Source organism: Brenneria sp. L4-2C, from assembly GCF_040240335.1.
In the GTDB taxonomy this organism is placed as follows: Bacteria; Pseudomonadota; Gammaproteobacteria; order Enterobacterales; family Enterobacteriaceae; genus Brenneria.
This window is the reverse complement of sequence record NZ_JBEIAC010000026.1, coordinates 1-24,301: the sequence shown is the minus strand read 5'-3', so window position 1 is coordinate 24,301 and position 24,301 is coordinate 1. Positions and strand designations below refer to the sequence as shown.

Here is a 24,301-nt window from a genome sequence, read left to right as displayed (position 1 = left end):
GCAGTGACTGACAACAGAGGATGATATCGAATGGTTCTCGGCAAACCGCAAACAGACCCGACTCTTGAATGGTTCCTTTCTCATTGCCATATCCACAAGTACCCATCGAAGAGTACGCTTATTCACCAAGGTGAAAAAGCAGAGACGCTTTACTACATCGTGAAAGGCTCCGTCGCCGTGCTGATCAAAGATGAAGAAGGCAAGGAAATGATTCTTTCTTATCTGAATCAGGGCGATTTTATCGGCGAACTCGGCCTGTTTGAGGAAGGTCAGGAGCGCAGCGCCTGGGTGCGGGCGAAAACAGCGTGTGAAGTTGCTGAAATTTCTTATAAAAAATTCCGACAACTGATCCAGGTTAACCCCGATATCCTGATGCGCCTGTCGGCTCAGATGGCCAGCAGACTGCAAGTGACTTCAGAAAAAGTCGGCAATTTGGCTTTCCTCGACGTAACGGGGCGTATTGCTCAGACCTTGTTGAACCTGGCGAAACAACCGGATGCCATGACCCACCCGGACGGCATGCAAATAAAAATCACGCGTCAGGAAATCGGCCAGATTGTCGGCTGTTCACGCGAGACCGTAGGGCGGATACTTAAAATGTTAGAAGACCAAAATTTGATCTCCGCACATGGTAAAACCATTGTGGTTTACGGCACTCGCTAAACCACAATAATTACCCGACGACAAAAAAGCGTGAGAAAATCTCACGCTTTTTTTTATCCGATATATTTATCAACGATAATATTATTATTCAAAAATAAACAATCCCAATTCAATTGAGCGAATTTATCAAATCCGCTCAATATGAGAAGGGAGGCTGGTTCGGGAATCCAATCAGGGCAGGACTTTCGCTGACTGGATTACAATCGGTTTGGCGGGCACATTTTGATACGGGCCGACGTTTTCAGTCTGCACCTGGGCAATTTTATCCGCCACCTCCATGCCTTTGACTACCTTGCCGAACACCGCATAGCCGAAATCGCGCTGACCGTGATCGAGAAACGCATTGTCTGCCACGTTGATAAAGAATTGACTGGTGGCGCTGTCTTTTTCCGCCGTACGCGCCATCGAAATAGTGCCGCGCAGATTGCGTAACCCATTATCCGCTTCGTTAACGATCGCAGCGTTGGTCGCTTTCTGCTTCATATCGCTGGTGAAACCGCCCCCTTGAATCATGAAGCCGGGGATAACCCGATGAAACGTCGTCCCGTTATAAAAACCGCTATTAACGTACTCGACAAAATTCTTCACCGAAACCGGTGCTTTTTGATTATCCAACGCCAGTTCAATATTTCCTGCCGATGTGGTCAGTAAAACATGCGTGGTGCCGGAAGCAGCAAACGCTGGAGAAAAAGCAGTGAGTGATATAAAGGCTGCCGCCGCAACCAGAGTACGTTTGAGCATGAGAATTCCTTTTTGAAGAAATCGACTACAGAAAGCGTAGTGATTGTATGTATCCGCACTCCTTAGCGCCACCCATTTACTTTTTTTTACGTATGGCCGGCATACCGTAACCCATTGTTAAATACCGTGCGGCGTTATGCCGACCTTATCGCATGAGAAAGAAGCGGCATGTCTGCCGGTGATGTCGCCTGAACAGGTATTTCGAATAATAGAACGCCTTTCGGTTCAATCCGCGGCCATGCTGGGATACCGATACCAACGTCCAGTGAATTATTGGTCACCAGCCCATTGAAAAAACAGCAATTTCGCCTATATGATGGTCGCGGCCTGCAAAATGAGTCCCCACCCGCCGCAGATGAGGACATCCAGGTTAACAACGGCAGTGTGTCACTGAAACCTTATCCATCGCTGACGGCGGATAAACTATCACCATCGACATCGCTCCTCCGTATTCCGTCCCGACGGCAGGCGGTTTTATCAACCTAAATTTACCAAGAGGCACCACATGGATTTCCTGCCAATATTCTGTCAGTTACGCGATAAGCCTTGTTTATTGGTGGGCGGTGGAGAAGTGGCCGAACGTAAAGCCAGGTTATTATTGGATGCCGGCGCCATTCTTACGGTGAACGCCATCAGTTTCAACGAGAAATTTATCCGCTGGCAGGACCAAAAGCGGGTGACGCTGGCGCAGGGTTCCTTTGATCCCAAACTGTTAACCGGCACATGGCTGGTGATTGCCGCCACTGACGATCGTGAAACCAATCAACAAGTTTACGACTACGCCAGTCAGCAACAGATTTTCTGCAACAGCGTGGATGACGTTCAGAGCGCCAGCTTCATTATGCCTTCCATTATTGACCGTTCTCCCCTGATGGTCGCCGTATCGTCCGGAGGAAGCGCGCCGGTACTGGCGCGGATATTGCGTGAAAAACTGGAAAGCCTCCTGCCGCTGCATCTGGGTCAGTTGGCCGCCTTTGCCGGGAAACTGCGTCAACGCGTGCAAAACCGCTTCAGAAAATCGGATACCCGCCGGCGTTTCTGGGAAAAACTGTTTATCCACGATCGGCTGATGCAATCGCTGGCCAATAACGATACCGCCAGCGTCCAGCAGCTCACCGAGCAGTTGTTCTCCGAACCGCTCGATGACAGAGGCGAAGTGACGCTGGTGGGCGCCGGTCCTGGCGATGCCGGTCTGTTAACGCTGAAAGGCTTACAGAAACTGCAACAGGCCGATATCGTGGTTTACGATCGTCTGGTGTCGCAAGGCGTGCTTAACCTGATCAGGCGCGATGCCGAGCGTATTTTTGTCGGTAAACAGTTGGGGCATCACTGCATTCCCCAGGAACAGATTAATCAGCTATTGCAGGAAAAAGCGCTGGCGGGAAAACGGGTTGTACGCTTGAAAGGCGGCGATCCGTTCATATTCGGCCGCGGCGGCGAAGAGCTGGAACATCTGCAACAAGCCGGGATCCCGTTCTCGGTGGTGCCGGGAATTACCGCCGCATCCGGTTGTTCAGCCTATAGCGGCATTCCATTGACGCACCGCAATTACTCGCAAGGCGTACGGTTAATCACCGGCCACGTCCAACATAACACCGAGCTCGATTGGGCTAGCCTGGCAGCCGAAAGACAAACGCTGGTGTTTTACATGGGGCTTCAGCAGGCTGATTATATTCAGCGGAAATTGATAGAACAGAAACTCCCGGAGACCGTACCGGTGGCGCTGGTCGAAAACGGCACTTCCGCGACGCAGCGGGTGTTCACCGGACAGCTTTCCCAACTTGGGGAACTGGCAAAACAGGCCGTCAGTCCGAGCTTGATCATTGTCGGCGACGTTGTCGGTCTGAGAGAGAAACTGAACTGGTTTACTCAGCGTTCGGAATGAACCCCATCCCGGATGGATGTGTTCCCGCCGCTGCCGCGGTAATGGGAGAAAAGCGAAAGGGCTGGAGAATATCGCCAGCCCTTTTTTAGCCTTCAGCGCAAGAGGTTACGGGCGGCCGACAAACCCAACCGCTTCATACACTTTCTTCAACGTTTCCTGCGCGCGCGCGCTGGCCTTTTCCGCCCCGTCACGCATGATTTGTTGTAATAAGACCTCGTCATTGCGGAAGTGGTGATAACGCGCCTGCAAGTCCGTCAGCATGCCGGATACCGCATCGGCGACCGCGCCTTTGAGGTGGCCGTACATCTGGCCGCTGAATTCCTGCTCCAGTTCGGCAATGGTTTTACCGGTTACCGCAGACAGGATATCCAGCAGGTTGGAAACCCCCGCTTTATTCACCACGTCATAACGCACGACGGGCGGCTCATCCGAGTCCGTGACCGCGCGTTTGATTTTCTTCACCACCGATTTAGGATCTTCCAGCAGGCCGATAACGTTATTGCGGTTATCGTCCGATTTGGACATCTTTTTGGTCGGTTCCAGCAAAGACATCACCCGCGCGCCCGACTTCGGAATAAACGGCTCGGGAACCCGGAAAATATCGCCGTAAAGCGAGTTAAAGCGCTGGGCGATATCACGGCTCAGCTCCAGATGCTGTTTCTGGTCTTCGCCCACCGGCACCTGCGCGGTTTGATATAACAGAATATCCGCCGCCATCAGCACCGGGTAATCAAACAGACCGGCATTGATATTTTCGGCATAGCGCGAAGATTTATCCTTAAACTGCGTCATACGGCTCAGTTCGCCGAAGTAAGTGTAGCAGTTCAGCACCCAGCTCAGTTGGGTATGCTCAGGGACATGCGACTGAACGAAGATGGTGCTCTTTTGCGGATCGATGCCGCAGGCCAGATACAACGCCAGCGTATCCAGCGAGGCTTTTCTCAACTGTTGCGCATCCTGACGCACGGTGATGGCGTGCAGGTCGACGATACAGTAGATGCAATCGTAGTCATCCTGCATATTGACCCACTGACGCAACGCACCCATGTAGTTACCAATGGTCAGTTCACCAGACGGTTGTGCTCCGCTAAATACAATGGGCTTGCTCATACTAATGCTTCCTGATTTTTTGAAGATGACGACCCGACGAGGGGCAATAAATCGGCAAAACGGTCCAGCACAATATCCGGATGACTCAACTCGATCGCTTCACCATAGTTATATCCATAGGTCATGCCGACGCATGGGCAGCCGGCAGCCTGGGATGCCTGAATATCATTACGAGAATCGCCGACGAACAGCAATTCGCTCGCGCGCAATCCCAACTTGCCCAATACCAGATACAGGGGAGCCGGATGCGGCTTTTTAGCGATGACATCATCACCGCCGATAATAAGGGAAAAATACGCGTCAATGCCCAACGATGCCAGTAACGGCGCAACAAACGGCGTCGGTTTATTGGTCACGATCGCCATCGGCAACCCTTGCGCGGCCAGTTGCGCCAGCGTCTCTTTAACCTGGGGAAACAGCTCGCTGCCGCTATCGACGGTTTGCGCGTAATAACTGTCGAACGTCTCACGGGTAGTACGGATCCGCTGCGGCGTCGGCTCCACGCCGGCCCAATTCAGCGCTCGTTCAACCAGAACATCGGCGCCGTTGCCAATCCAGGCGGCGACCCGCGCTTCACCCGCGGCGGGAAGGGATTGCGCCTGCAACGCTAAATCGATCGCGGCGGCCAGGCCCGGCACGCTGTTGATCAACGTGCCATCCAGGTCAAACGCCAGCCCCCGAATGGACAAAGTATTATTCATGCGCCACCTTCGCCAGTTCGCCGCGCATCTGGTCAATCACCGCGCGATAGTCAGGCTGGTTGAAAATCGCGGAGCCCGCGACAAACATATCGGCGCCCGCCGCCGCAATCGCGCCGATATTGTCGACCTTCACGCCGCCATCCACTTCCAGACGGATGTCATAGCCGCCGTCGTCAATCAGCTTGCGCACCTGACGCAATTTATCGAACGTGGACGGAATGAATGACTGCCCGCCAAATCCGGGGTTAACCGACATCAGCAAAATAATGTCCAGCTTATCCATCACGTAATCAAGGTAGCTGAGCGGCGTGGCGGGGTTGAACACCAGACCGGCCTTGCAGCCGTAATCTTTGATCAGTTGCAGGGAACGATCGACATGCTCAGAAGCTTCCGGGTGAAACGTAATGAAACTGGCGCCCGCCTGGGCGAAGTCGGGAATAATCCGGTCAACCGGCTTTACCATCAAATGCACGTCGATCGGCGCCGTGATGCCGTAATCCCGCAGTGATTTCAACACCTGCGGCCCCATCGTCAGATTGGGTACATAGTGGTTATCCATCACATCGAAGTGAACCACGTCGGCGCCTGCCGACAGTGCGTTAGCGGTATCTTCGCCAAGCCGGGCAAAGTCGGCCGACAGAATAGACGGGGCGATTAAAAACGGTTTCATTCGCTTCTCCAAACGATAAAGTCTGAATTCCTGCTGCCTGAGATGCCTGTTTAATCATCCCGTTCAGCGAGGTTCTTTAAACTATACCCGCATTTTCCAGGCCGCTAGCGTATCAGTCCGACCGCACAGCTTGAAGTCCACCGGGTATGCGCGCTGTTGAACAACCTGCTTCCAGTCGATCTTTTTATCTCGTTATCACTCTACTCAGCTTACAACCGGTTGCGATCCGATTCACATAACCACGATCAACAATACCGTTATCAACAATATAAGGCTAAAAGCTCGTTTACTTTACTCCGCCCCAGAATATTGCGGCTAATCGTCCGGCGCGCTTTTACCACATAGAGAGATGCTTCCTGATACCACTCGCGCGTCAGCAGCGTATCGTGATTGGAAATCAGCACCGGGATCTGATTCTCAACCGACAGACGATGCGCCAGGCGCGCCAGATTCTGCTGATCGGCGGTATTGAAATTATTGGTATGGTAAGCCGTAAAATTCGCGGTCGCGGATAATGGCGCATAGGGAGGATCGCAATAAACCACCGAACCGGGCGCAGCGTTGATCAAGGTCTGCTGATAATGCTCACAAACAAACGTCGCGCTTCTGGCCTTAAAAGCAAACCAGCGAATTTCCTCTTCCGGGAAATAAGGTTTTTTATAGCGGCCGAACGGCACGTTAAATTCGCCGCGCATGTTGTAACGACACAGACCGTTATAACAGTGCCGGTTTAGATAAAGGAACAGCACCGCACGCCGATAGGCGTCAGTGCAAAGATTAAACTCTTGGCGCAGCAAATAGAAAGTCTCTGACGTATTCACTTCATCAGTAAAAAGCTTGCGGGAGTCGCGAATAAAATCGTCTGCATTTGACTTGACGATGTTATAAAGATTAATAAGGTCGCTATTAATATCAGCCAATATATAGTTGTCGTACTCTGTATTCAGAAAGACAGAGCCCGCACCAACAAACGGCTCAATCAGGCAGTCTCCTGCGGGTAAATAGCGACGAATCTCTTCCACCAGCGGATATTTACCACCAGCCCATTTTAAAAAAGCGCGGTTTTTTTTCATGCCGTCGTTAGTTACTCATACTTTTCAGAGCCGCGGATTGTACTCTGTGTCAGACAGCACATCAGGGCTAAAATTGGCGTTACTTATTCAAGTCCTGCTTCACCTGACGGATCGGCTTAACCCATGGTTTTTTCGCTTGCACATCAGCAGGCAGCATTGCTATCGCCCGCTTTGCTTCCGTAGAAGAAGCATAGACTCCATTCACTAACACATACCAGGATTTTCCGTCGCGTTTAGTTTCATAAACCCACGAATGGGCCAAATTATGTTGTTGCGCGTAAGCCCTCAGCGTATCCGGTCGAGAAGCGCCGCTCAGTTGCAAAGTAAAGTGGCTGGCCGGTGCATTTTGAATCGAACTCCCTGCCCCGGCGGGGCCGGCAGCCGCAGGCTTATTCGCCGCGGTTGATGCGGCGGCTTTCGGCGCCGCCGGTTTACTCGCCGCATGCGTCGCATGGCCGCTGTGCGCGGCGGAATTGCCGCCGTTGCCGTGCGCCGGCTTGCCGACCGGCGCTTTGGCCGCCGGCGCTACCGTCGCCGGCGCCGTCGGCAGCGTTGAGGCGCCTGCCGCGCCCTGAGAAAATTCATTAACACGCCCCTGCTGCTGCGCAAGCGCGTCGGTGATATTGCCAGGCAACTCAATACGTTGTTGACCGCTTACCGGAGGTTGGGGCTGAGCTTCAGTCGGCGTACCGGAAATAGGCGGCGCGCTCAACGTTTGCGGCTGCTGTCCGGCGGCGTTTGAAACGGTATCGACAGGCGTTGGCGTTTCCGCACCCTGCGTCATGGGCGTCGATGAAGAGAGATCGATGCTCTTTTCGCCGGCGGATGGGCTCTGAGGCTGAGAAGACTGCGGATGAGAAGGCGCCCGCAAGGCGGAACCAATACCCACGATCAACAACAGCAATACCAGCACCCCGATACCAATCATCAGGTGTTGTCTGGAAAGCGTGATTTTCGGTACGGAAAAACTGCTGCTTCTTTTTTGCTGACGTGTTGGTCGACGGTCGCTGGTATCAGGCTTCAGCTCATCTTCCGGCTTAAACTCATCCATCTAAAACCCCCCAACTGAAAGGCTAAAATTCGCAACCTCATCCCCGGCGCGAATTATCAATTCATAACGCATTGTATTTTATTAACCATAAACCATCAGCACTTATCTGTCGTTAACACATTCACCGTTAACAATAAAGAAAAGCGCCTATGCAAGACAATCAGTTATAGACGCCAGCACCAGATCGTGCGCCAAGCCGCCGCGGATCTCAGCCTGACCGATGGATGTCGGCAGCACAAGACGTAACTCGCCGTTCAGCACCTTCTTATCACGCAACATGTGGGGAAGATAAGATTCCGGCGACATCTGCGCCGGCCCGCTGACAGGCAGGCCGGCCCGAACCAACAGAGAGGTGACGCGCGCAATATCGTCGGCCGAAAACTGACCGAGACGCCGGGCGGCATGCGCGGCCATCACCATCCCCGCGGCGACCGCTTCGCCATGCAACCAGTTGCCGTATCCCATTTCCGTTTCAATGGCATGCCCATAGGTATGCCCGAGGTTGAGCAACGCCCGCATGCCGCCTTCGCGTTCATCGGCGGCAACCACCGCGGCTTTCAATTCACAGCAACGGCGAATGCAGTAAGCCAGCGCATCATGATCCAAGGCGCGCAGGGCTTCAATATGTTCTTCCAGCCAGAGAAAGAAATCGCGATCCAGAATAATGCCGTACTTGATGACTTCCGCCAGACCGGAGGATAATTCGCGCGCGGGCAACGTTTTCAGGCAATTTAAATCGACCACAACCGATGCCGGCTGGTAAAAAGCGCCGATCATGTTTTTACCCAGCGGATGATTCACCGCGGTTTTACCGCCGACGGAAGAGTCGACCTGCGCCAGCAGCGTGGTCGGCACCTGGATAAAGCGCACGCCGCGTTGATAGCTCGCCGCGGCGAACCCCGCCAAATCGCCGATCACGCCGCCGCCTAACGCGACAATCGTCGTATCGCGGCCATGGGGTTTAGTCAGCAACGCGGTAAAAACCTGATCCAGCACGGCCAGGGATTTATATTTCTCGCCGTCTGGCAAAACAACCTGATCGACATGCACGCCGTTTTGCTCAAGCACGCGGCGAACATGTTCAAGATAGAGAGGAGCCAATGTCTGGTTGGTCACCAGCATGGCCTGTTCCCCTGTTTTCAACGGCATAAAAGAAGCCGAATCATTAAACAATCCGGCGGCTATCGTGATCGGATAACTTCGTTCGGCTAATGTTACGGTAATTCTTTCCATGCTCGTTTAATAACCTGTTCAAAACCTGCGCAATGCAGATGATGTATTACTTTCAGTTACTTTCCAGCATATTGATAATCTGGTTAGCAACGACTTTAGCGCTTTGTTCATCGGTTCGAATGGTGATATCGGCGATCTCCTCGTACAACGGATTCCGCTCTCTCGCCAACTCTTCCAGAACAGCGCGCGGAGGCGCTTCAACTTGAAGTAACGGACGTTTCTTATCGCGCTGCGTGCGGGCCAGTTGTTTCTCAATCGTCGTTTCCAGATAAACGACTACCCCACGCGCCGAAAGACGGTTGCGTGTCTCGCGTGATTTGACGGAACCACCGCCTGTCGCCAGCACGATGCCTTGCTTTTCCGTCAATTCATTAATGACTTTCTCTTCACGATCGCGGAAGCCTTCTTCGCCTTCCACATCGAATACCCAGCCCACATCAGCCCCGGTGCGTCGCTCAATTTCTTGATCGGAGTCGAAAAACTCCATATTGAGTTGCTGAGCTAACTGACGGCCAATAGTGCTTTTGCCGGCACCCATAGGCCCAACCAGAAAGATATTGCGTTTCTCTGCCATGTTTTTTGGTATTACTAAGACAATTCGTTAATGATAACCCGCCCCGCCAATCAACCCAGCGACGGGACCTAAACTGAAACCTCATGAGCGATAGTGCGAGAATCAGACAAAAAATTATCTCAATACTCAGGGTAGTTTGGCAACCGAATAAAATGCCACACGCCCCATCGCGGGGGAATATACCGCCATTATTCAAGTCGCATTCCTTTCGGCTTCACGCTCTCACGCCAGACGCATCGCGTACTCAGCGTCTGAGGCTCGTTTTGTTCGCCGCCAGGCTGCAACATCAATTATTTCGAATATAACGTATGTTTTATCGACATTTTCGGTGGAACAACACTTCTGTGCTCAATTCGCTAACCCTTGTAAGCTAAATCTGTCGCAGCGTCAAACTTAGAAGACACGAATTAATTAAAATATCGCGCCGTTATGATGAAAATTCTGCTACTTTTTACCGTTTAGCTTGGTGGAATCAAGGTCGGCGTAATAAAGATAACCAATTCCCGCCGGGTATCCTGCCGCGTACTATTTTTGAACAAATGTCCGAGTACGGGAATATCGCCTAACGCCGGAACCTGGCTGTCGGTACGCTTTTTCTGCTGCTGAAAGATCCCGCCCAACACGATGGTTTCGCCATCAGCGACGGTAACCTGGGTTTGTATTTCCTGTTTATCGATCGCCAGCGCCTCGCCGTTATCGCTCTGCTTGATCGTCTGTCCCGGCATGTTTTGACTGATCTTCAGATTCATCGTGATGCGCCCCGCCCGCAGAATGCTGGGCGTCACCTCCATCCCCAATACCGCTTCCTTGAATTCAATCGAGGTGGAGCCACTGGCGCCGCTGGAAACCTGATAGGGAATTTCCGTCCCCTGCTTAATACTGGCGGTCTGCTTATGAGCCGTCAGCAAACGGGGACTGGCAATGATTTCCACCTGATTTTCCTGCTCTAACGCCATCAGCTCCAGCTCAAGCAGACGGCCGTTAAGCCGCGCCAGATGGAAACCCGCGTTGATGGCGGGCGTCTCTACCGGCAAGCTGATATTAAAATTATTCAATCGCAATGCTTTATTGGTCTCATCGCCCGTCCCCAGCCCCCAGTTGACCCCCAAATCCCGCAAGTTTCCGCTGCTGATCGTCACGATATGCGCCGCAAGCTGCACTTGCGATAGCGGCAAATCCAGTTCGCTCACCCACGACGTTAACTGTTCCAGCGCTGCGGCCGTATCGCGGATCAGTAACGTATTGGTTCGTTTATCCACGGTGACGCTCCCGCGCTCGGTAAGCAAAGCGCCGTGCTGAGCTTGCATGCTGGCGGCTATCTCCGCCGCATCGGCGTACTGCAACGCAACGGAAAGGTTCTGTAATGGCTGCCTTTGCGCCTGTTCGACGACGCGCTCCTCTTTTTGTTGCCGCAATGCTTCAAGGTGAGACGCGGGATAAACCAGCAGGACATTACCGTCCCGTTCGACGCCAAGCTGTCCCATACGCAACACGATATCCAGCGCCTGCCGCCAGGGTACGTCCGTCAACCGCAGGCTGATCGATCCCTCCACGCCCGGTGCCATCACCATATTTAGCTGCTGATGATCCGCCAAAGCCTGCAATACCCGCTGTATAGGCGAATCCTCAAATGCCATGGAGACCGGCGCGTCGTTCTTCGCCTGCGCCGCGATGCTGATAATCAGCAGCAAAGCCGGGATCGGCATTTTCTTTATTTGCATCGTCGTCATACTCCTCGTCCTGAGACGTTTTTCTAATGCGCGTCGGTTTTTTGATGACAGGCTTCCTGCCCGTCACCCTGCGGGCCGTCGCAAGCGACGTTGAAAAACGCTCCCGGCGTTTTTTTATGACAGGCTTCCTGCCCGTCACCCTTCGGGCCGTCGCAAGCGACGTTGAAAAACGCTCCCGGCGTTTTTTTAATGAAGGGCGACGCCATGGAAATCTCCGCCGGCGCGCCGTCGCAGCGCTCATTTCGATCAACCGCCGTCAATGTCGCGCCGGATTTATCCAGATGGCTGACCTGCCAGTTTCCCGGCGGGATCACCGTTCCCGGCGTTAACCGCCGCCAGCGGTTTTCCGCTTCAGCCAACCAGCCCACCCATGTTTGACCGACTCCAATCACGCCTTTTAACTGCCAGCGCCGCATAACCTGACTTTGCGCGCAAGACGCGGCGAATACCGGCTGGAAGGGATCCCTGCGGCCTGTTTCCGCATCGGTGGCGGCGATAGCGGATAAGGCGATAAATGCCGAAATGAAGCAGCCTGACGCCGTTCTATTCAATCTCCGCCCTCCGCTCCGCCGTCGGTTTCAGCAGATGCATATCAATATGCAAAACCCCCTCTACCGACGTCATCGTCAACCGCTCAATTCGCAGCACGTGCGGCAACGCGATAAATTTACGCAGCACGAGCAACAGCCCCTGATAGTCGGCGCTAAGGGTTAATAACCCGGCTTGATGGTTATCCTGATGCGCCGCCGGCTGCCAGGAAAGCAGTACTGCCCCGGATTTTGACAGCGGCGCGCTGACCAGCAGCGACGGCATATCTGCATGGAATGACGGTTTTTCGCTTTTCCGCTCCGCTAACCGCACCTGCAACGCGGCAAAAGAAGGCAGTGAGTCGAGTTGCCGCCGAAGGTGTCGTATCGCGGCGCGTTGATCCATAATCATTTGATTCACCTGCAAGATTTGCTGCCGCTCGGCGCTCAAAACCAGCACACTGCCGAGCAGTGAAAAAGCGCCGATCAATACCACCTGCGCCGCCGCCAATATCCAGCGCGGTTTACTCCCCCACCCCGGCCAATCAAGTATCAGGTTAATCACCATCCCGCCCGTCCTTTATTGAACTGGCGAGCACCCAATCCGCCTGAAGCGAAAAGCGCAACAACCTTCGGTCGTTCTGCCGCCGCGCCTGAAGCACCCGCACCCGCGCCAGATCGGGGTGGCGGGTCAGTGAACGATTCAGATCGACGATGTCGGTATAGTTTTCGCTCAGCCCGGAAATCAATAGGTGATCGCCCCGATCGGCGAGATCCGTCAGCCAGAGACGTCGGGGCATCATCGATGCCATCTGTTCCAGCAGAGTCAGGTAGCGCTGATTGTGGCGCAGCGCCGCCTCATCGGCATCACGCTGCGCCTGATAATCCCGCAGTTGATGCCACATCCGACGGGTTTGCTGGTATTGCTGCGTCAATTGCCGTTGCTGCGCCGACAGCCCGTCCAGCTCTCGTTGCAACATCAGCCGTTGCTGGTGCCAGTGCCAATAGAAACCGGCGAGCGCGACGGCGACCAATATCAATTGCAGCAGCAATAGCGCCAGCCAGCGACGCGCTCGCCGACGCAACCGCTGCCTGCGCCAGGGCAGGAGGTTAATCAGCAGCATGTTCAGGCATCCTCGGGGCGCAAAGCCAGACCGCCGGCTATAACAAAGGCAGAAGGAAAATCCGGCAAGGGCGGCTGCATTTGGTCGAACGCCGCCAGCGGCGACCACAGCAAGAGAGCGTCGGAACGCTGACCGGCGGATTCAGGCAGCGTGCTGCTGTAGTAGGCGACGCCATCGGCAACATCAGGATAGCGAGCGCTTACCACCGCCAAGAGATCGTCTTCAGCGCGCAATTCATCCGGATGTATCACTCCGCACTGAAAAGCCTGGTTCAGCGGGGAGATCCATAGCCAGCCGTCCGTCAGGCGATGCAGAAAAAGCCGATCGCGCTGAAGCCCGGCGGACTGCGCCATACAACGAATAGCGCAGGTTGAAACATCAATAACCTCAGGCTGTAAATCCGCACGATGCAAACAGCCAAGCCAGTTATCCAGCTCACGTCGCCGGGCCGCAGTAACCAATAGCGTATCCGGCGTATGCGGATCTTCACGGTAGTCCATCGCCAGGGAATCGCTGCTTACCGGCAGCTTACGGGCGGCCATCGCTTCGATGTATTCATGCCGTCCTGCGCCTTGCAGCCGGCGATCCGGCGCCGGAAAACGCTGTTGCAATATCAACTGCGCGGGAAAACCGACCCGCAGCGAAATATGGCGGGGCAATAACCGGCGCCATTTCAGTAAAGCCTCACAAAGCGCCTCAGTATGGTGTAGACTACCCGCGCGTAACGTATCGCCCGGCAGCGGAAACTGCCACCAGCAGCGAAGCTGCCAGCCACAGCGACGACGTTGCGCCGCCAGTGCGCGCATAAAGCCGTTTTGTATATCCAACCCAACCCGCCAGATGTGATAAGCCATGTTCAACCCGATTTCCTTATCAATTAAAAGAACGTATCCACAGTGCCGGCTTACCTTTATACTAGCGCGCGATTGTTTATAAACCGTCCAAACGCTACTGAATGGAAAATCTCAGGTGAAGTTCGTAAAGTATCTACTCATCCTTGCAGTCACTTGCATCCTGCTGGGAGCAGCCTCGATATACGGTCTGTACCGTTATATCGAACCACAGCTACCCGATGTCGCCGCGCTAAAAGACATCAGGTTGCAGACGCCCATGCAGGTATACAGCGCCGAGGGTGAACTGATTGCCCAATTCGGCGAACACCGGCGTCTTCCGCTGAAGCTGGATCAAATCCCGCCGGTAATGGTGCGGGCGTTTATCGCCACTGAAGACAGCCGCTTCTATGAGCACCACGGCGTCGATCCAATAGGGATCATTCGCGCCGCGTCGATTGCGTTAACCTCCGGTCATGCTTCCCAGGGAGCCAGCACCATTACGCAACAGCTGGCCAGAAACTTTTTCCTTAGCCCGGAACGCACCCTGATGCGTAAAATAAAGGAAGTGTTCCTGGCTATCCGTATCGAGCAACTCCTGACCAAAGATGAAATTCTTGAACTGTATCTGAACAAAATTTATCTTGGTTATCGCGCTTATGGCGTAGGCGCGGCCGCCCACGTTTACTTTGGCCGTCCTGTCGATCAGCTTACGCTGAGTGAGATGGCCATGATCGCCGGTTTGCCGAAGGCGCCCTCCACCTTTAACCCGCTCTATTCATACGACCGCGCCATAGCCCGACGTAACGTGGTTCTGGCTCGCATGAAAGATGAGAACTACATCACTCAGGCTCAATATGATCAGGCGCGGAGTGAAAAGCTGGAAGCAGACTACCACGCGCCGAAGATTGCGTTTTCCGCGCCTTATGTGGCGGAAATGGTGCGGCAGGAAATGATCGCGCGTTATGGCGATAACGCCTATAACGATGGCTACAAGGTCTACACCACCATTACCAGAAAATTGCAATTGGCCGCGCAGGATGCGTTGCGTAACAACGTTCTCGCCTATGATATGCGTCACGGCTACCGCGGCCCGACCGCCGTGCTGTGGAAAGTCGGCGAAGGCGCCTGGGATCGGGTAAAAATCATCGCCGAGTTGAAAAAGCTGCCGGTTTACGGTCCGCTGTTCCCGGCGGTCATCACCGATACCGATAGCGAGAAAGCCATTGCGATGATGGCCGACGGCAGCAATATTTCATTGCCGATGGCGGGCATGCGCTGGGCGCGCCCTTATCGTTCCGATACGCAGCAAGGGCCGACGCCCAGACGGGTGACCGACGTGGTGCAAACCGGCCAGCAGGTGTGGGTGCGGAAAGTGGAAAACGACTGGTGGCTGGCCCAGGTTCCGGACGTCAACTCGGCGCTGGTGTCGCTCAATCCCAACAACGGCGCCATTGAAGCGCTGGTCGGCGGGTTCGACTTCAATCAGAGTAAGTTTAACCGTGCGACGCAGGCGCTGCGCCAACTGGGCTCCAACATCAAGCCGTTCCTCTATACCGCCGCGATGGACAAAGGCCTGACGCTCGCCACCATCCTCAATGACGTGCCGATTACGCGCTGGGATCCAGGCGCCGGTTCAGACTGGCGGCCGAAAAACTCACCGGCGACTTACGACGGCCCTATCCGCTTGCGCCAGGGATTGGGACAGTCCAAAAACGTGGTGATGGTGCGCGCCATGCGGGCAATGGGCGTAGATTACGCCGCGGAATATTTGCAGCGCTTCGGCTTCCCGAAACAAAACATCGTGCCGACGGAATCGCTGGCGCTGGGGGCGGCGTCCTTCACCCCGCTACAGGTGGTTCGCGGCTATGCGGTCATGGCTAACGGGGGCTATCTGGTCGATCCCTATATCATTAGCAAAATAGAGACGGAAACCGGCGGCCCGGTCTTTACCGCCGCGCCGAAAGTGGTTTGCGATACCTGCAACTTGCCGTTGGTGTACGGCGAAATGCGGCGTGACACGGTACTGTCCGCGGACAGTATGGAAAATGTCGCGACATCCAGAGAAAACCCGGCGCCGGGTACGTTACCGCAACCCCAGTTGGAACCCGTTACGCCGCCGCTCGCACAACAAAATGCCGTACAGCCTTATGCGCCGCATGTCATCAGCACCCCGCTGTCCTTCCTGATTAAAGATGCGCTTAACAGCAATATCTTTGGCGAGCCGGGCTGGATGGGTACAGGCTGGCGAGCGGGAAAAGTGCTGAAACGTCATGACATCGGCGGCAAAACCGGGACGACAAACAGTTCCAAAGATGCCTGGTTCTCTGGCTATGGCCCGAATCTGGTGACTTCGGTCTGGATCGGTTTTGACGACCATCGGCGAAATTTAGGCACCAGCAGCGCATCCGGCGTGATTAAAGATCAGATATCCGGATATGAAGGCGGCGCAAAAACGGCTCAGCCGGCCTGGGATGACTTTATGAAGGTCGCGCTGGACGGCGTGCCGGAACAGCCGCTGACGCCGCCGCCCGGCATTGTCAGCGTGACGATCGACCGCAGCAGCGGCAAACTGTCTAACGGCGGGGGCAACAGTCGTTCCGAGTTTTTCATCGAAGGCACCCAGCCGACGGAATACGAAGTGCATGAAGTCGGCACGACATTGATGGATAACGGACAAAGCGAAGAGCTATTCTGATAACGCGGTCGTCACCCGCGTATGTAAAAGGCGCCCATTGCGGCGCCTTTTTCTTTATCCCGCCGCGCGGCGCAACCAATCCTGGGTTAAAAACAACGCGCTGACGTTGCGCGCTTCGCGGAAATCGGGCTCTTGCAACAGCGACATCATATCCGCCAGCGGCCAATGCACCTTGGGCAACGGTTCCGGCTCATCGCCTTCACGGCTCTGCGGATACAGTCCTCGCGCGACGACAATATTCATCTGGCTGGAGAAATAGGACGGCGCCAGCGTCAGCGTCGCCAGCAGATCGAGCTGCTCCGCGCCAAACCCCGCCTCTTCCATCAGTTCCCGGTTGGCGGCCTCAAAGACCGTCTCGCCAGGGTCAATCAGCCCTTTGGGAAAGCCAAGTTCATATTGCTCAATGCCGACGGCATACTCACGGATCAGCACCAGTTCATCATCAATGATCGGCACTATCATCACAGCTTCCCGTCCGCTTGGACGCATGCGCTCGTATACCCGGCGAACGCCGTTGCTGAACTCCAAATCAATGGACTCAACATTGAATAAACGTGAACGCGCAACCGTTTCGACCTTAAGGATTTTGGGCTTTTGCAGGTTATGACTCATAATGGCCTCATCGAGAAATTACGACCAGAACGACAACTTAGCCCAACCTGGATGATGATCATACTTACCCTCACCATAGATACGGCGTGTCGCTGAATGAAAGCGATCGTTAATGTTCTTTTTTGACTTGCTGAGATTTTTGATGTTGCTCACATTGTGCGTTAACAGCGCGCTCCGCTGCAACCATCGCAATTATTAATTTACTTGTTAATAACATTAGATCCACATTATCAGTATTGAGCGTCTAAATAAAAAATAAAAAGTCAATAATACGCCCCAAAAATCAGATTTTCCTCATTTTAGACACGCAGGCCGATTGTTACCATTCTCTCCTTACGTAGATAATCTCTGTTACTTTTTAGTTATTAAATTAATAAACGGAACCATGCAGGTTATCATCGATTGTACCAGTTTGTTAAAATCCGATGCGCACAGGGAGTACGTCACATTGGGATGGAGATGACATGAGCACAATATTTACCATATTGGCTATATTGCTTGCCTGTCTGCTCGCTATCGGAGGTTTCATTGTCTACCGTGCGCGCCGGCGCCTGCCATTCGTCGCTCCCTTGCCTGTGGAACCTGCTTTACTTCGCCAACTGACCGCCGAAGAGCGCAACGCCGTCGAGCATTACCTGGCTCAGGAACATAGCCAGTTGCCGACGCCGCTTGACATACCGATTACCCAACCCAGAATGCCCCGCTCATTGCAAAGCAATCGGGTCTATCCCATCACCCACACCATCACGCGTTATGGCCTGAGCAGCGATGCCCAGAATAAGTGGCGATACTATATCGACACGCAGGAAATTCACCTGCCCCCCTGTTGGGAACAGCATATTACGGAAAACAACACCGTCGAATTGATTAAAACCGACTCTATTCCGTTGGTTATTTCGCTGAACGGGCACTCACTGGTGGAGTGCGTCAATCACCAACACCATCAGTTGGTCGCCGTGACCGACGCCCCCATGCCGAACGCGTCCATTCGCCATGAAGAGAATGAGCATGTGGAACTGGTGAACATTCGAAAGGAAACCAGGGAAGAACATGCTCTGCATCGCGCGAAGGGACTGAAAGAAGCCGGCGTGTTATGTTTGTCGTTTCTGCTGCTGTTTATCAGCATTAATAGCCCGATAGCGCTGCTTCCCTGGCTTATCAGCACGGCCTTGCTGCTCGCCGCCTGGAGCCTCTGGCAGCTTTTCCGCTCCCCGTCGAAACAGGAACTGCAAGACGTCCACTGTCTTTCCGGCGTACCGCAGGGCCTCGGCCTTTTCGGCGAATCGAATCAAGGGCAGTTCGGCAACGTCTCGCTCGGCAATATCGATCTGATTTATCCCCCCTATTGGCATCCGTACATTACGTTTGATTTAGGGAAAAAAACCGATGTCGATATTTACCTAAACCATCAGGTCGTCCGCCAGGGGAAATACCTGTCGCTGCATGACGAAGTCAAACAGTTCCCTCCGCAACGCTGGGGAAAAAACCTGATGCTGTCTTCCGGCGCCCTGCTCAGCCTGATCCTCTTATTGGTCTATGTTCCTCTTGAATTGCCGCTAAAGCTCAGCATGGCCTGGTTGCAAGGCGCGCAACATGTTCAGGTCAGTCAGGTTGATGAACTGGAAAAAACCCCGCTGCAAATCGGCGATACTCTGAAGGTTCAGGGGGCGGGGATGTGCTATGTTCCGGCGAATATCCACATCGCGGATAACTCGCCCGCCTATGCCTTCACCCCTTTTGATTGCTCGGCCATCTACTGGAATAAGGCCGCCTCGTTGCCGCTGCCGGAATCCGAGACCATTGAAAAAAGCTCGGCATTGCTTAAGACGGTGAATAATCAACTGCACCCGCAGACCGACGCCGAGGGCCAGGTCAATGCACAGCTTGCTTCAGCCATTCAGAAGTCAGGCATGATTCTGTTGAATGACTTTTCGGATATCGTGCTGAAAACGCAAGATCTCTGCGAACAGGAGAAAGACTGCGTTCGCCTGAAAAATGCCCTGGTCAACCTGGGCAATGTGAAAAACTGGGATACGCTGGTAAAGCAGGCCCGCACGGGAACGCTTAAAGGAATGAACGTGCTGCTGCGGCCGGTAAGCGCAGAGACGCTGGAGTCGCTCGTCGACAGCGCCACGGACTATTTCTTCCAACAGGAAGTCAACAACGCGGCGGATTCGCTCAATAGCCCACCGCCCGGCGGATTTTTAATCCGCAGCGAGGAAGGCCGCCAGTTTGTCAGCTATCCATTACCGATTATACCGCTGAATGAATACCACGCCGCCGACCAGTGGAAAGAGCTACAGCGGCTATCGTCGATGTTATTGCACACGCCGTTCAGCGCATCGGGCGTCATCACCAATCTCAGCATCGATGCCAACGGCACGCAACATATCAGCCTGCATAGCGAACCTGACGTCATCACCCTGTGGCGCTATCTGGGCAGTTGCCTGCTGCTGCTGCTTTTTTCCATCACGCTGCTGGTCAACCTTGCGCTGTTGGCAATAAAAATAGGCAAGAGCAAACAACGGATGGCCAGCATTCAACAATATTACGCCTCCCTTTTCGGCTCCACGCCGTCGCTGGCGGACCACCGTACACGCTCGTTGCGATAATCGCGGCGCTACGCGTGATTATGTTATTCTGACGGGGCTGCGGTATTTAGACGCCATAGACCGCAAGGGGTTGGTTAATATTCCCCTGCGACCTGAAGAATGACCGCTAGACGTCCTTATCAAATCAATCTTATCCACTCGTTCGGTAACGGGGCATCCATCTGTATCTGGAGTATTTATGAGTCCTCACTTTAACTGGCGCGACATTGATACCGTCCTATTGGATATGGATGGCACGCTGCTTGATCTGGCCTTCGATAACTATTTTTGGCTACAGCTCGTACCGCAGTCGCTCAGCGATAAGCGCGGCATCAGTCTTGACGTGGCCCGACAACTCATAGCCGTGGAATATCAGGCGGTGCAGCATACGCTGAACTGGTACTGTTTCGATTACTGGAGTGAAAAGCTGGGATTGGACATCTATAAGATGACCACGGATATCGGCCACCGCGCCCGTCTGAGAGCGGATAGCGAACCCTTTCTGAACGCCCTGCGCGACAGCGGGAAACGCACGATCCTGCTGACGAATGCGCATCCGCACAGTCTGGCGGTTAAAATTGAACATACCGGGTTAGACAAACACCTTGATTTATTACTTTCCACCCATACTTATGGGTATCCGAAAGAAAATCAGCGGTTATGGCGGGCCGTGCAGCGGCAAACCGGTTTCGATCCGGCCAGGACGCTATTCGTCGATGATAGCGAAGCCATTCTGGACGCCGCCAAAACCTTCGGCATCCGTTACTGCCTGGGCGTCAGTAATCCTGATTCCAGTCAGCAGGAAAAATCATTCCGGCAACATCCGTCAATGAATGATTATCTTGAGCTGTTACCGTCATTACATCAGTCGGTAAACCGCCGTTAAGCAGAAGGAGTCATGATGAAAGCAACCGAGAACGCCGGCGATGCTGTCCGTCTGGACAAGTGGCTTTGGGCCGCCCGCTTCTATAAAACCCGGGCCATTGCCCGCGAAATGGTTGATGGCGGCAAAGTGCATTACAACGGACAACGCAGCAAGCCCAGCAAACTGGTGGAGCTGAATGCCGAAATCAAGCTCCGTCAGGGGAACGACGAACGCACCATCATTGTCTGCGCAATCAGCGGGCAACGCAGAACGGCGACGGAAGCACAGGCGTTATACCGGGAAACCGCCGACAGTGTCGAAAAGCGGGAAAAGCTGGCGCTGGCGCGAAAAATGAATGCGTTGACCATGCCGCATCCGGATCGTCGTCCTGACAAGAAAGAGCGACGGGATCTGATTAAATTTAAATACAGCGATCAGGAATAAGCCCGAGAGATTTCAAGATACAGACGGCCGCCGCGCCGGCGACTTGAAAATGAAGGCAATCACTGTCACCACAGCGAGAGAAAATTATGTCCATCCATGACCAACTACATCGTTACCTGTTTGAAAATCATGCCGTGCGCGGCGAGTTGGTGACAGTCAGCGACACCTGCCAACACATTCTGGCGAATCATGACTATCCAGAACCGGTGCAAAATCTGCTGGGCGAGATGCTGGTCGCCACCAGCCTGCTGACGGCCACGTTGAAGTTCAGCGGCGATATTACCGTTCAGCTTCAGGGAGACGGCCCGCTGAAACTGGCCGTGATCAACGGCAACCATCAGCAACAGATGCGCGGCGTGGCCCGTTTGCAAGGAGAGATAGCGCCGGACAGCTCGCTCAAAGAGATGGTTGGCAGCGGTTATCTGGTCATCACCATTACCCCGACGGAAGGCGAACGTTATCAGGGCGTGGTCGGTTTAGAAGGGGACTGCGTTGCCGATTGTCTGGAAAGTTATTTCCTGCAATCCGAGCAACTCCCCACCCGTCTATTTATCCGCACCGGTCAGCATGACGGACGGATGGCGGCGGCGGGTATGCTGTTACAGGTGTTGCCTGCACAAAACGCCGCGCGAGATGATTTTGATCACCTGGCGCAACTCACCGCCACGGTCAAGGCCGAGGAGTTATTTACGCTGACGGCGAACGATGTGCTCTATCGTCTTTACCATCAGGAAGAAGTCACGGTATACGAACCGCAGTCGGTCACGTTCCAATGCCATTGTTCGCGCGAGCGTTGCGCAGCGGCGTTAATGACGCTTGCCGATCAAGAAGTCAATGACATGCTGGAACAAGACGGCGAAATCGATATGCATTGTGATTACTGCGGAAATCACTATGTATTCAACGCCGGGGAAGTCCAGGCGCTCAAACAGCACTCATCCAATAATCTGCTGCATTAATGCCGCCGCGGGTACGGTCTCGTACCCGTTTCTTCCCCCATCACGACCGCAGCGTTTTATCCCGCACCGCCGTACAACGTACTGAATAAGCAAAGTTATTATTTAATTTATTTAATTTTATGATTGCTATCGCGGTTAAAATAAACTCACACACTACAATAATAAGCAGTACAACTCTCATTTACCCGATAGATTTCAAGATGCAGACAGGCGGTAACTGAACAGCACCTCGAAAGCTTAATCAACCAAGTCACTGAGGTAGTCAGAAACAGATCTGAACGCTGCTTGCAGCGGCCCCAAAAGGGCGAATCCCAGGAAGGGATCGAGTCATTCAAGGAACCCGATTGCTGTACTCGAAAAATAAGGGAAATAACCATTGAGGAGTAGCAACATGCAGATCAGAAGTATCACCCCAGAGCTTCTTGCGTCTTATGGGATCCAGGATATCGGCGATATTGTCTACAATCCCGGCTATGACTTGCTTTTTCAAGAAGAAATCTCCCCAACTCTACAAGGTTATGAACGCGGCATAGAAACCCGATTGGGCGCAGTGGCCGTCGATACCGGCATTTTTACCGGCCGCTCCCCGAAAGATAAATACATCGTGCGCGATGACGTCACCCGCGACAGCGTTTGGTGGTCGGATCAGGGGAAAGGTAAAAATGATAATCATCCCCTGAGTCAGGAAACCTGGACGCATCTCAAACAGCTGGTCACCACACAACTTTCCGGTAAACGCCTGTTTATCGTTGACGCGTTCTGCGGCGCCAACCCGGATAGCCGGCTGAAAGTCCGTTTTATTACCGAAGTTGCCTGGCAGGCACACTTTGTGAAAAACATGTTTATTCGCCCAAACGATGAGGAATTACAGGATTTCGAGCCTGATTTCATCGTGATGAACGGCGCTAAATGCACCAATCCGCAATGGCGGGAACAGGGGCTGAACTCTGAAAACTTCATCGCCTTTAACCTGACGGAACGTATTCAGCTGATTGGCGGCACCTGGTACGGCGGTGAAATGAAAAAAGGGATGTTCTCTATCATGAACTACCTGCTGCCGCTGAAAGGCATCGCTTCCATGCACTGTTCGGCCAACGTGGGCGAACGCGGCGATGTCGCCATCTTTTTCGGCCTTTCCGGTACGGGCAAAACCACGCTATCCACCGATCCCAAGCGCCAGTTGATTGGCGACGATGAGCACGGCTGGGACGATGACGGCGTCTTTAACTTTGAAGGCGGCTGTTACGCTAAAACCATCAAGCTGTCCAAAGAGGCGGAACCGGATATTTATGGCGCGATCAAGCGCGATGCGCTGCTGGAAAACGTCGTGGTATTGGCTGACGGCACGGTCGATTTCAACGACGGTTCAAAAACCGAAAATACCCGCGTTTCTTATCCGATCTATCACATCCATAATATCGTCAAACCCGTATCCAAAGCCGGACATGCCACCAAAGTGATATTCCTGACGGCGGACGCCTTCGGCGTATTGCCGCCGGTATCTCGTCTGACGTCAGATCAAACGCAATACCATTTCCTGTCCGGCTTCACCGCAAAACTGGCGGGTACGGAACGTGGGGTCACAGAACCGACGCCGACGTTCTCCGCCTGCTTTGGCGCGGCCTTCCTGTCGCTGCATCCTACGCAATACGCCGAAGTGCTGGTAAAACGCATGCAGGCGGCTGGCGCTCAGGCCTATCTGGTCAATACCGGCTGGAACGGCACCGGCAAACGTATCTCGCTTAAAGATACGCGCGGGATTATCGATGCCATCCTGAACGGCAGCATCGAAGATGCGGAAATGCAAACGCTGCCGATCTTCGATCTGGCGATCCCTAAGGCGTTGCCGGGCGTGGATCCCAACATCCTCGATCCGCGCGATACCTACGCCGAACTGGCTCAATGGCAGGCGAAAGCGGAGGATTTGGCGCAGCGGTTTATCACCAATTTTGATAAATACACCGATACGCCCGCGGGCGCCGCACTGGTTAAGGCGGGTCCCAGACTGTAACTTCACGTTAGTCACAATAAAGGCGCGGCTCCCGCGCCTTTATCCTCCTCTCGCCATCAGTTCTCCCCGGCAAACAATACGCTGCCGCCGTCGTCGCGCTCCAGCAGCGTCCAGTGGATAACCCTTTTCTGCGTCGCGCTGTCCTGCCACTGCGGCAAAATATCGCCTTGCGCGAAGTGTTGCCGTTCAATGCGCCCGGCCTGATAGGT

Annotated in this window: 22 protein-coding genes; 8 read left to right on the top strand and 14 right to left on the bottom strand. The window is 53.9% G+C overall.

Going from position 1 to position 24,301, the window contains the following annotated elements; translation table 11 throughout:
- Nucleotides 1-30 precede the first annotated feature (30 nt).
- Nucleotides 31-663: a cAMP-activated global transcriptional regulator CRP gene (gene crp / locus ABRZ26_RS22725; protein ID WP_004090925.1), complete on the top strand. Its 633-nt coding sequence runs from the start codon at nucleotides 31-33 to the stop codon at nucleotides 661-663.
- A 171-nt stretch (nucleotides 664-834) separates the two neighbouring features.
- Here the strand turns inward: crp and ppiA are convergent, their stop codons facing one another.
- On the bottom strand, nucleotides 835-1,404 hold the full coding sequence (ppiA, locus tag ABRZ26_RS22720; protein WP_319606370.1) for a peptidylprolyl isomerase A: 570 nt from the start codon (nucleotides 1,402-1,404) through the stop codon (nucleotides 835-837).
- 505 nt (nucleotides 1,405-1,909) lie between these two features.
- On the opposite strand from ppiA, the gene cysG reads away from it, so the two are divergent.
- Nucleotides 1,910-3,289 carry a siroheme synthase CysG gene (cysG, locus tag ABRZ26_RS22715; RefSeq protein ID WP_319606369.1) on the top strand — a complete coding sequence of 460 codons (1,380 nt, stop codon included), beginning with the start codon at nucleotides 1,910-1,912 and terminating at the stop codon, nucleotides 3,287-3,289.
- A gap of 105 nt (nucleotides 3,290-3,394) precedes the next feature.
- Here cysG and trpS read toward each other — a convergent pair whose 3' ends face one another.
- The 12 genes from trpS to pilM form a co-directional block, all read right to left on the bottom strand.
- On the bottom strand, nucleotides 3,395-4,399 hold the full coding sequence (trpS, locus tag ABRZ26_RS22710) for a tryptophan--tRNA ligase (RefSeq protein WP_319606368.1): 1,005 nt from the start codon (nucleotides 4,397-4,399) through the stop codon (nucleotides 3,395-3,397).
- Nucleotides 4,396-5,100 carry a phosphoglycolate phosphatase gene (locus ABRZ26_RS22705; protein ID WP_319606367.1) on the bottom strand — a complete coding sequence of 235 codons (705 nt, stop codon included), beginning with the start codon at nucleotides 5,098-5,100 and terminating at the stop codon, nucleotides 4,396-4,398. The genes trpS and ABRZ26_RS22705 overlap by 4 nt, the downstream gene beginning before the upstream one ends.
- Nucleotides 5,093-5,770 carry a ribulose-phosphate 3-epimerase gene (gene rpe / locus ABRZ26_RS22700; protein ID WP_319606366.1) on the bottom strand — a complete coding sequence of 226 codons (678 nt, stop codon included), beginning with the start codon at nucleotides 5,768-5,770 and terminating at the stop codon, nucleotides 5,093-5,095. The genes ABRZ26_RS22705 and rpe overlap by 8 nt, the downstream gene beginning before the upstream one ends.
- A 260-nt stretch (nucleotides 5,771-6,030) precedes the next feature.
- Complete coding sequence (gene dam / locus ABRZ26_RS22695; RefSeq protein ID WP_319606365.1) at nucleotides 6,031-6,843, bottom strand: adenine-specific DNA-methyltransferase; 813 nt, start codon at nucleotides 6,841-6,843, stop codon at nucleotides 6,031-6,033.
- Nucleotides 6,844-6,922: 79 nt separating this feature from the next.
- Nucleotides 6,923-7,894: an SPOR domain-containing protein gene (locus tag ABRZ26_RS22690; protein WP_319606364.1), complete on the bottom strand. Its 972-nt coding sequence runs from the start codon at nucleotides 7,892-7,894 to the stop codon at nucleotides 6,923-6,925.
- Between the two features lie 147 nt (nucleotides 7,895-8,041).
- A complete protein-coding gene (gene aroB / locus ABRZ26_RS22685) occupies nucleotides 8,042-9,127 on the bottom strand; it encodes a 3-dehydroquinate synthase (protein ID WP_319606363.1) in 1,086 nt (361 codons plus the stop codon).
- A gap of 52 nt (nucleotides 9,128-9,179) precedes the next feature.
- Nucleotides 9,180-9,701 carry a shikimate kinase AroK gene (aroK, locus tag ABRZ26_RS22680; RefSeq protein ID WP_239784401.1) on the bottom strand — a complete coding sequence of 174 codons (522 nt, stop codon included), beginning with the start codon at nucleotides 9,699-9,701 and terminating at the stop codon, nucleotides 9,180-9,182.
- 458 nt (nucleotides 9,702-10,159) lie between these two features.
- Entirely contained in the window at nucleotides 10,160-11,407 is a 1,248-nt protein-coding gene (hofQ, locus tag ABRZ26_RS22675; RefSeq protein WP_413556403.1) for a DNA uptake porin HofQ, read from the bottom strand.
- A gap of 47 nt (nucleotides 11,408-11,454) precedes the next feature.
- Nucleotides 11,455-11,982, bottom strand: a complete 528-nt coding sequence (locus tag ABRZ26_RS22670) for a HofP DNA utilization family protein (RefSeq protein WP_319606361.1) — start codon at nucleotides 11,980-11,982, stop codon at nucleotides 11,455-11,457.
- Nucleotides 11,975-12,526 carry a hypothetical protein gene (locus tag ABRZ26_RS22665; RefSeq protein ID WP_319606360.1) on the bottom strand — a complete coding sequence of 184 codons (552 nt, stop codon included), beginning with the start codon at nucleotides 12,524-12,526 and terminating at the stop codon, nucleotides 11,975-11,977. Before ABRZ26_RS22665 ends, ABRZ26_RS22670 begins: the two co-directional genes overlap by 8 nt.
- Nucleotides 12,516-13,082 carry a PilN domain-containing protein gene (locus ABRZ26_RS22660; protein WP_319606359.1) on the bottom strand — a complete coding sequence of 189 codons (567 nt, stop codon included), beginning with the start codon at nucleotides 13,080-13,082 and terminating at the stop codon, nucleotides 12,516-12,518. Before ABRZ26_RS22660 ends, ABRZ26_RS22665 begins: the two co-directional genes overlap by 11 nt.
- Before the next feature lie 2 nt (nucleotides 13,083-13,084).
- Nucleotides 13,085-13,936, bottom strand: coding sequence for a pilus assembly protein PilM (gene pilM, locus ABRZ26_RS22655; RefSeq protein ID WP_319606358.1), 852 nt, complete (start codon nucleotides 13,934-13,936; stop codon nucleotides 13,085-13,087).
- 115 nt (nucleotides 13,937-14,051) lie between these two features.
- Between pilM and mrcA the strand changes: the two genes are divergently transcribed.
- Nucleotides 14,052-16,610: a peptidoglycan glycosyltransferase/peptidoglycan DD-transpeptidase MrcA gene (mrcA, locus tag ABRZ26_RS22650; protein ID WP_319606357.1), complete on the top strand. Its 2,559-nt coding sequence runs from the start codon at nucleotides 14,052-14,054 to the stop codon at nucleotides 16,608-16,610.
- A 54-nt stretch (nucleotides 16,611-16,664) separates the two neighbouring features.
- Here the strand turns inward: mrcA and nudE are convergent, their stop codons facing one another.
- On the bottom strand, nucleotides 16,665-17,222 hold the full coding sequence (nudE, locus tag ABRZ26_RS22645; RefSeq protein ID WP_319606356.1) for an ADP compounds hydrolase NudE: 558 nt from the start codon (nucleotides 17,220-17,222) through the stop codon (nucleotides 16,665-16,667).
- 464 nt (nucleotides 17,223-17,686) lie between these two features.
- Between nudE and ABRZ26_RS22640 the strand changes: the two genes are divergently transcribed.
- The 5 genes from ABRZ26_RS22640 (at nucleotide 17,687) to pckA (ending at nucleotide 24,092) form a co-directional block, all read left to right on the top strand.
- Nucleotides 17,687-19,834 (top strand): intracellular growth attenuator family protein, encoded by a 2,148-nt coding sequence (locus tag ABRZ26_RS22640; RefSeq protein ID WP_319606355.1) that lies wholly within the window; start codon nucleotides 17,687-17,689, stop codon nucleotides 19,832-19,834.
- Nucleotides 19,835-20,012: 178 nt separating this feature from the next.
- Complete coding sequence (gene yrfG / locus ABRZ26_RS22635; protein WP_319606354.1) at nucleotides 20,013-20,699, top strand: GMP/IMP nucleotidase; 687 nt, start codon at nucleotides 20,013-20,015, stop codon at nucleotides 20,697-20,699.
- 12 nt (nucleotides 20,700-20,711) lie between these two features.
- Nucleotides 20,712-21,122 carry a ribosome-associated heat shock protein Hsp15 gene (hslR, locus tag ABRZ26_RS22630; RefSeq protein WP_319606353.1) on the top strand — a complete coding sequence of 137 codons (411 nt, stop codon included), beginning with the start codon at nucleotides 20,712-20,714 and terminating at the stop codon, nucleotides 21,120-21,122.
- Nucleotides 21,123-21,208: 86 nt separating this feature from the next.
- Nucleotides 21,209-22,081, top strand: a complete 873-nt coding sequence (hslO, locus tag ABRZ26_RS22625) for an Hsp33 family molecular chaperone HslO (protein ID WP_319606352.1) — start codon at nucleotides 21,209-21,211, stop codon at nucleotides 22,079-22,081.
- Between the two features lie 391 nt (nucleotides 22,082-22,472).
- Nucleotides 22,473-24,092, top strand: a complete 1,620-nt coding sequence (gene pckA, locus ABRZ26_RS22620; RefSeq protein WP_319606351.1) for a phosphoenolpyruvate carboxykinase (ATP) — start codon at nucleotides 22,473-22,475, stop codon at nucleotides 24,090-24,092.
- The last annotated feature ends 209 nt before the right edge of the window (nucleotides 24,093-24,301 follow it).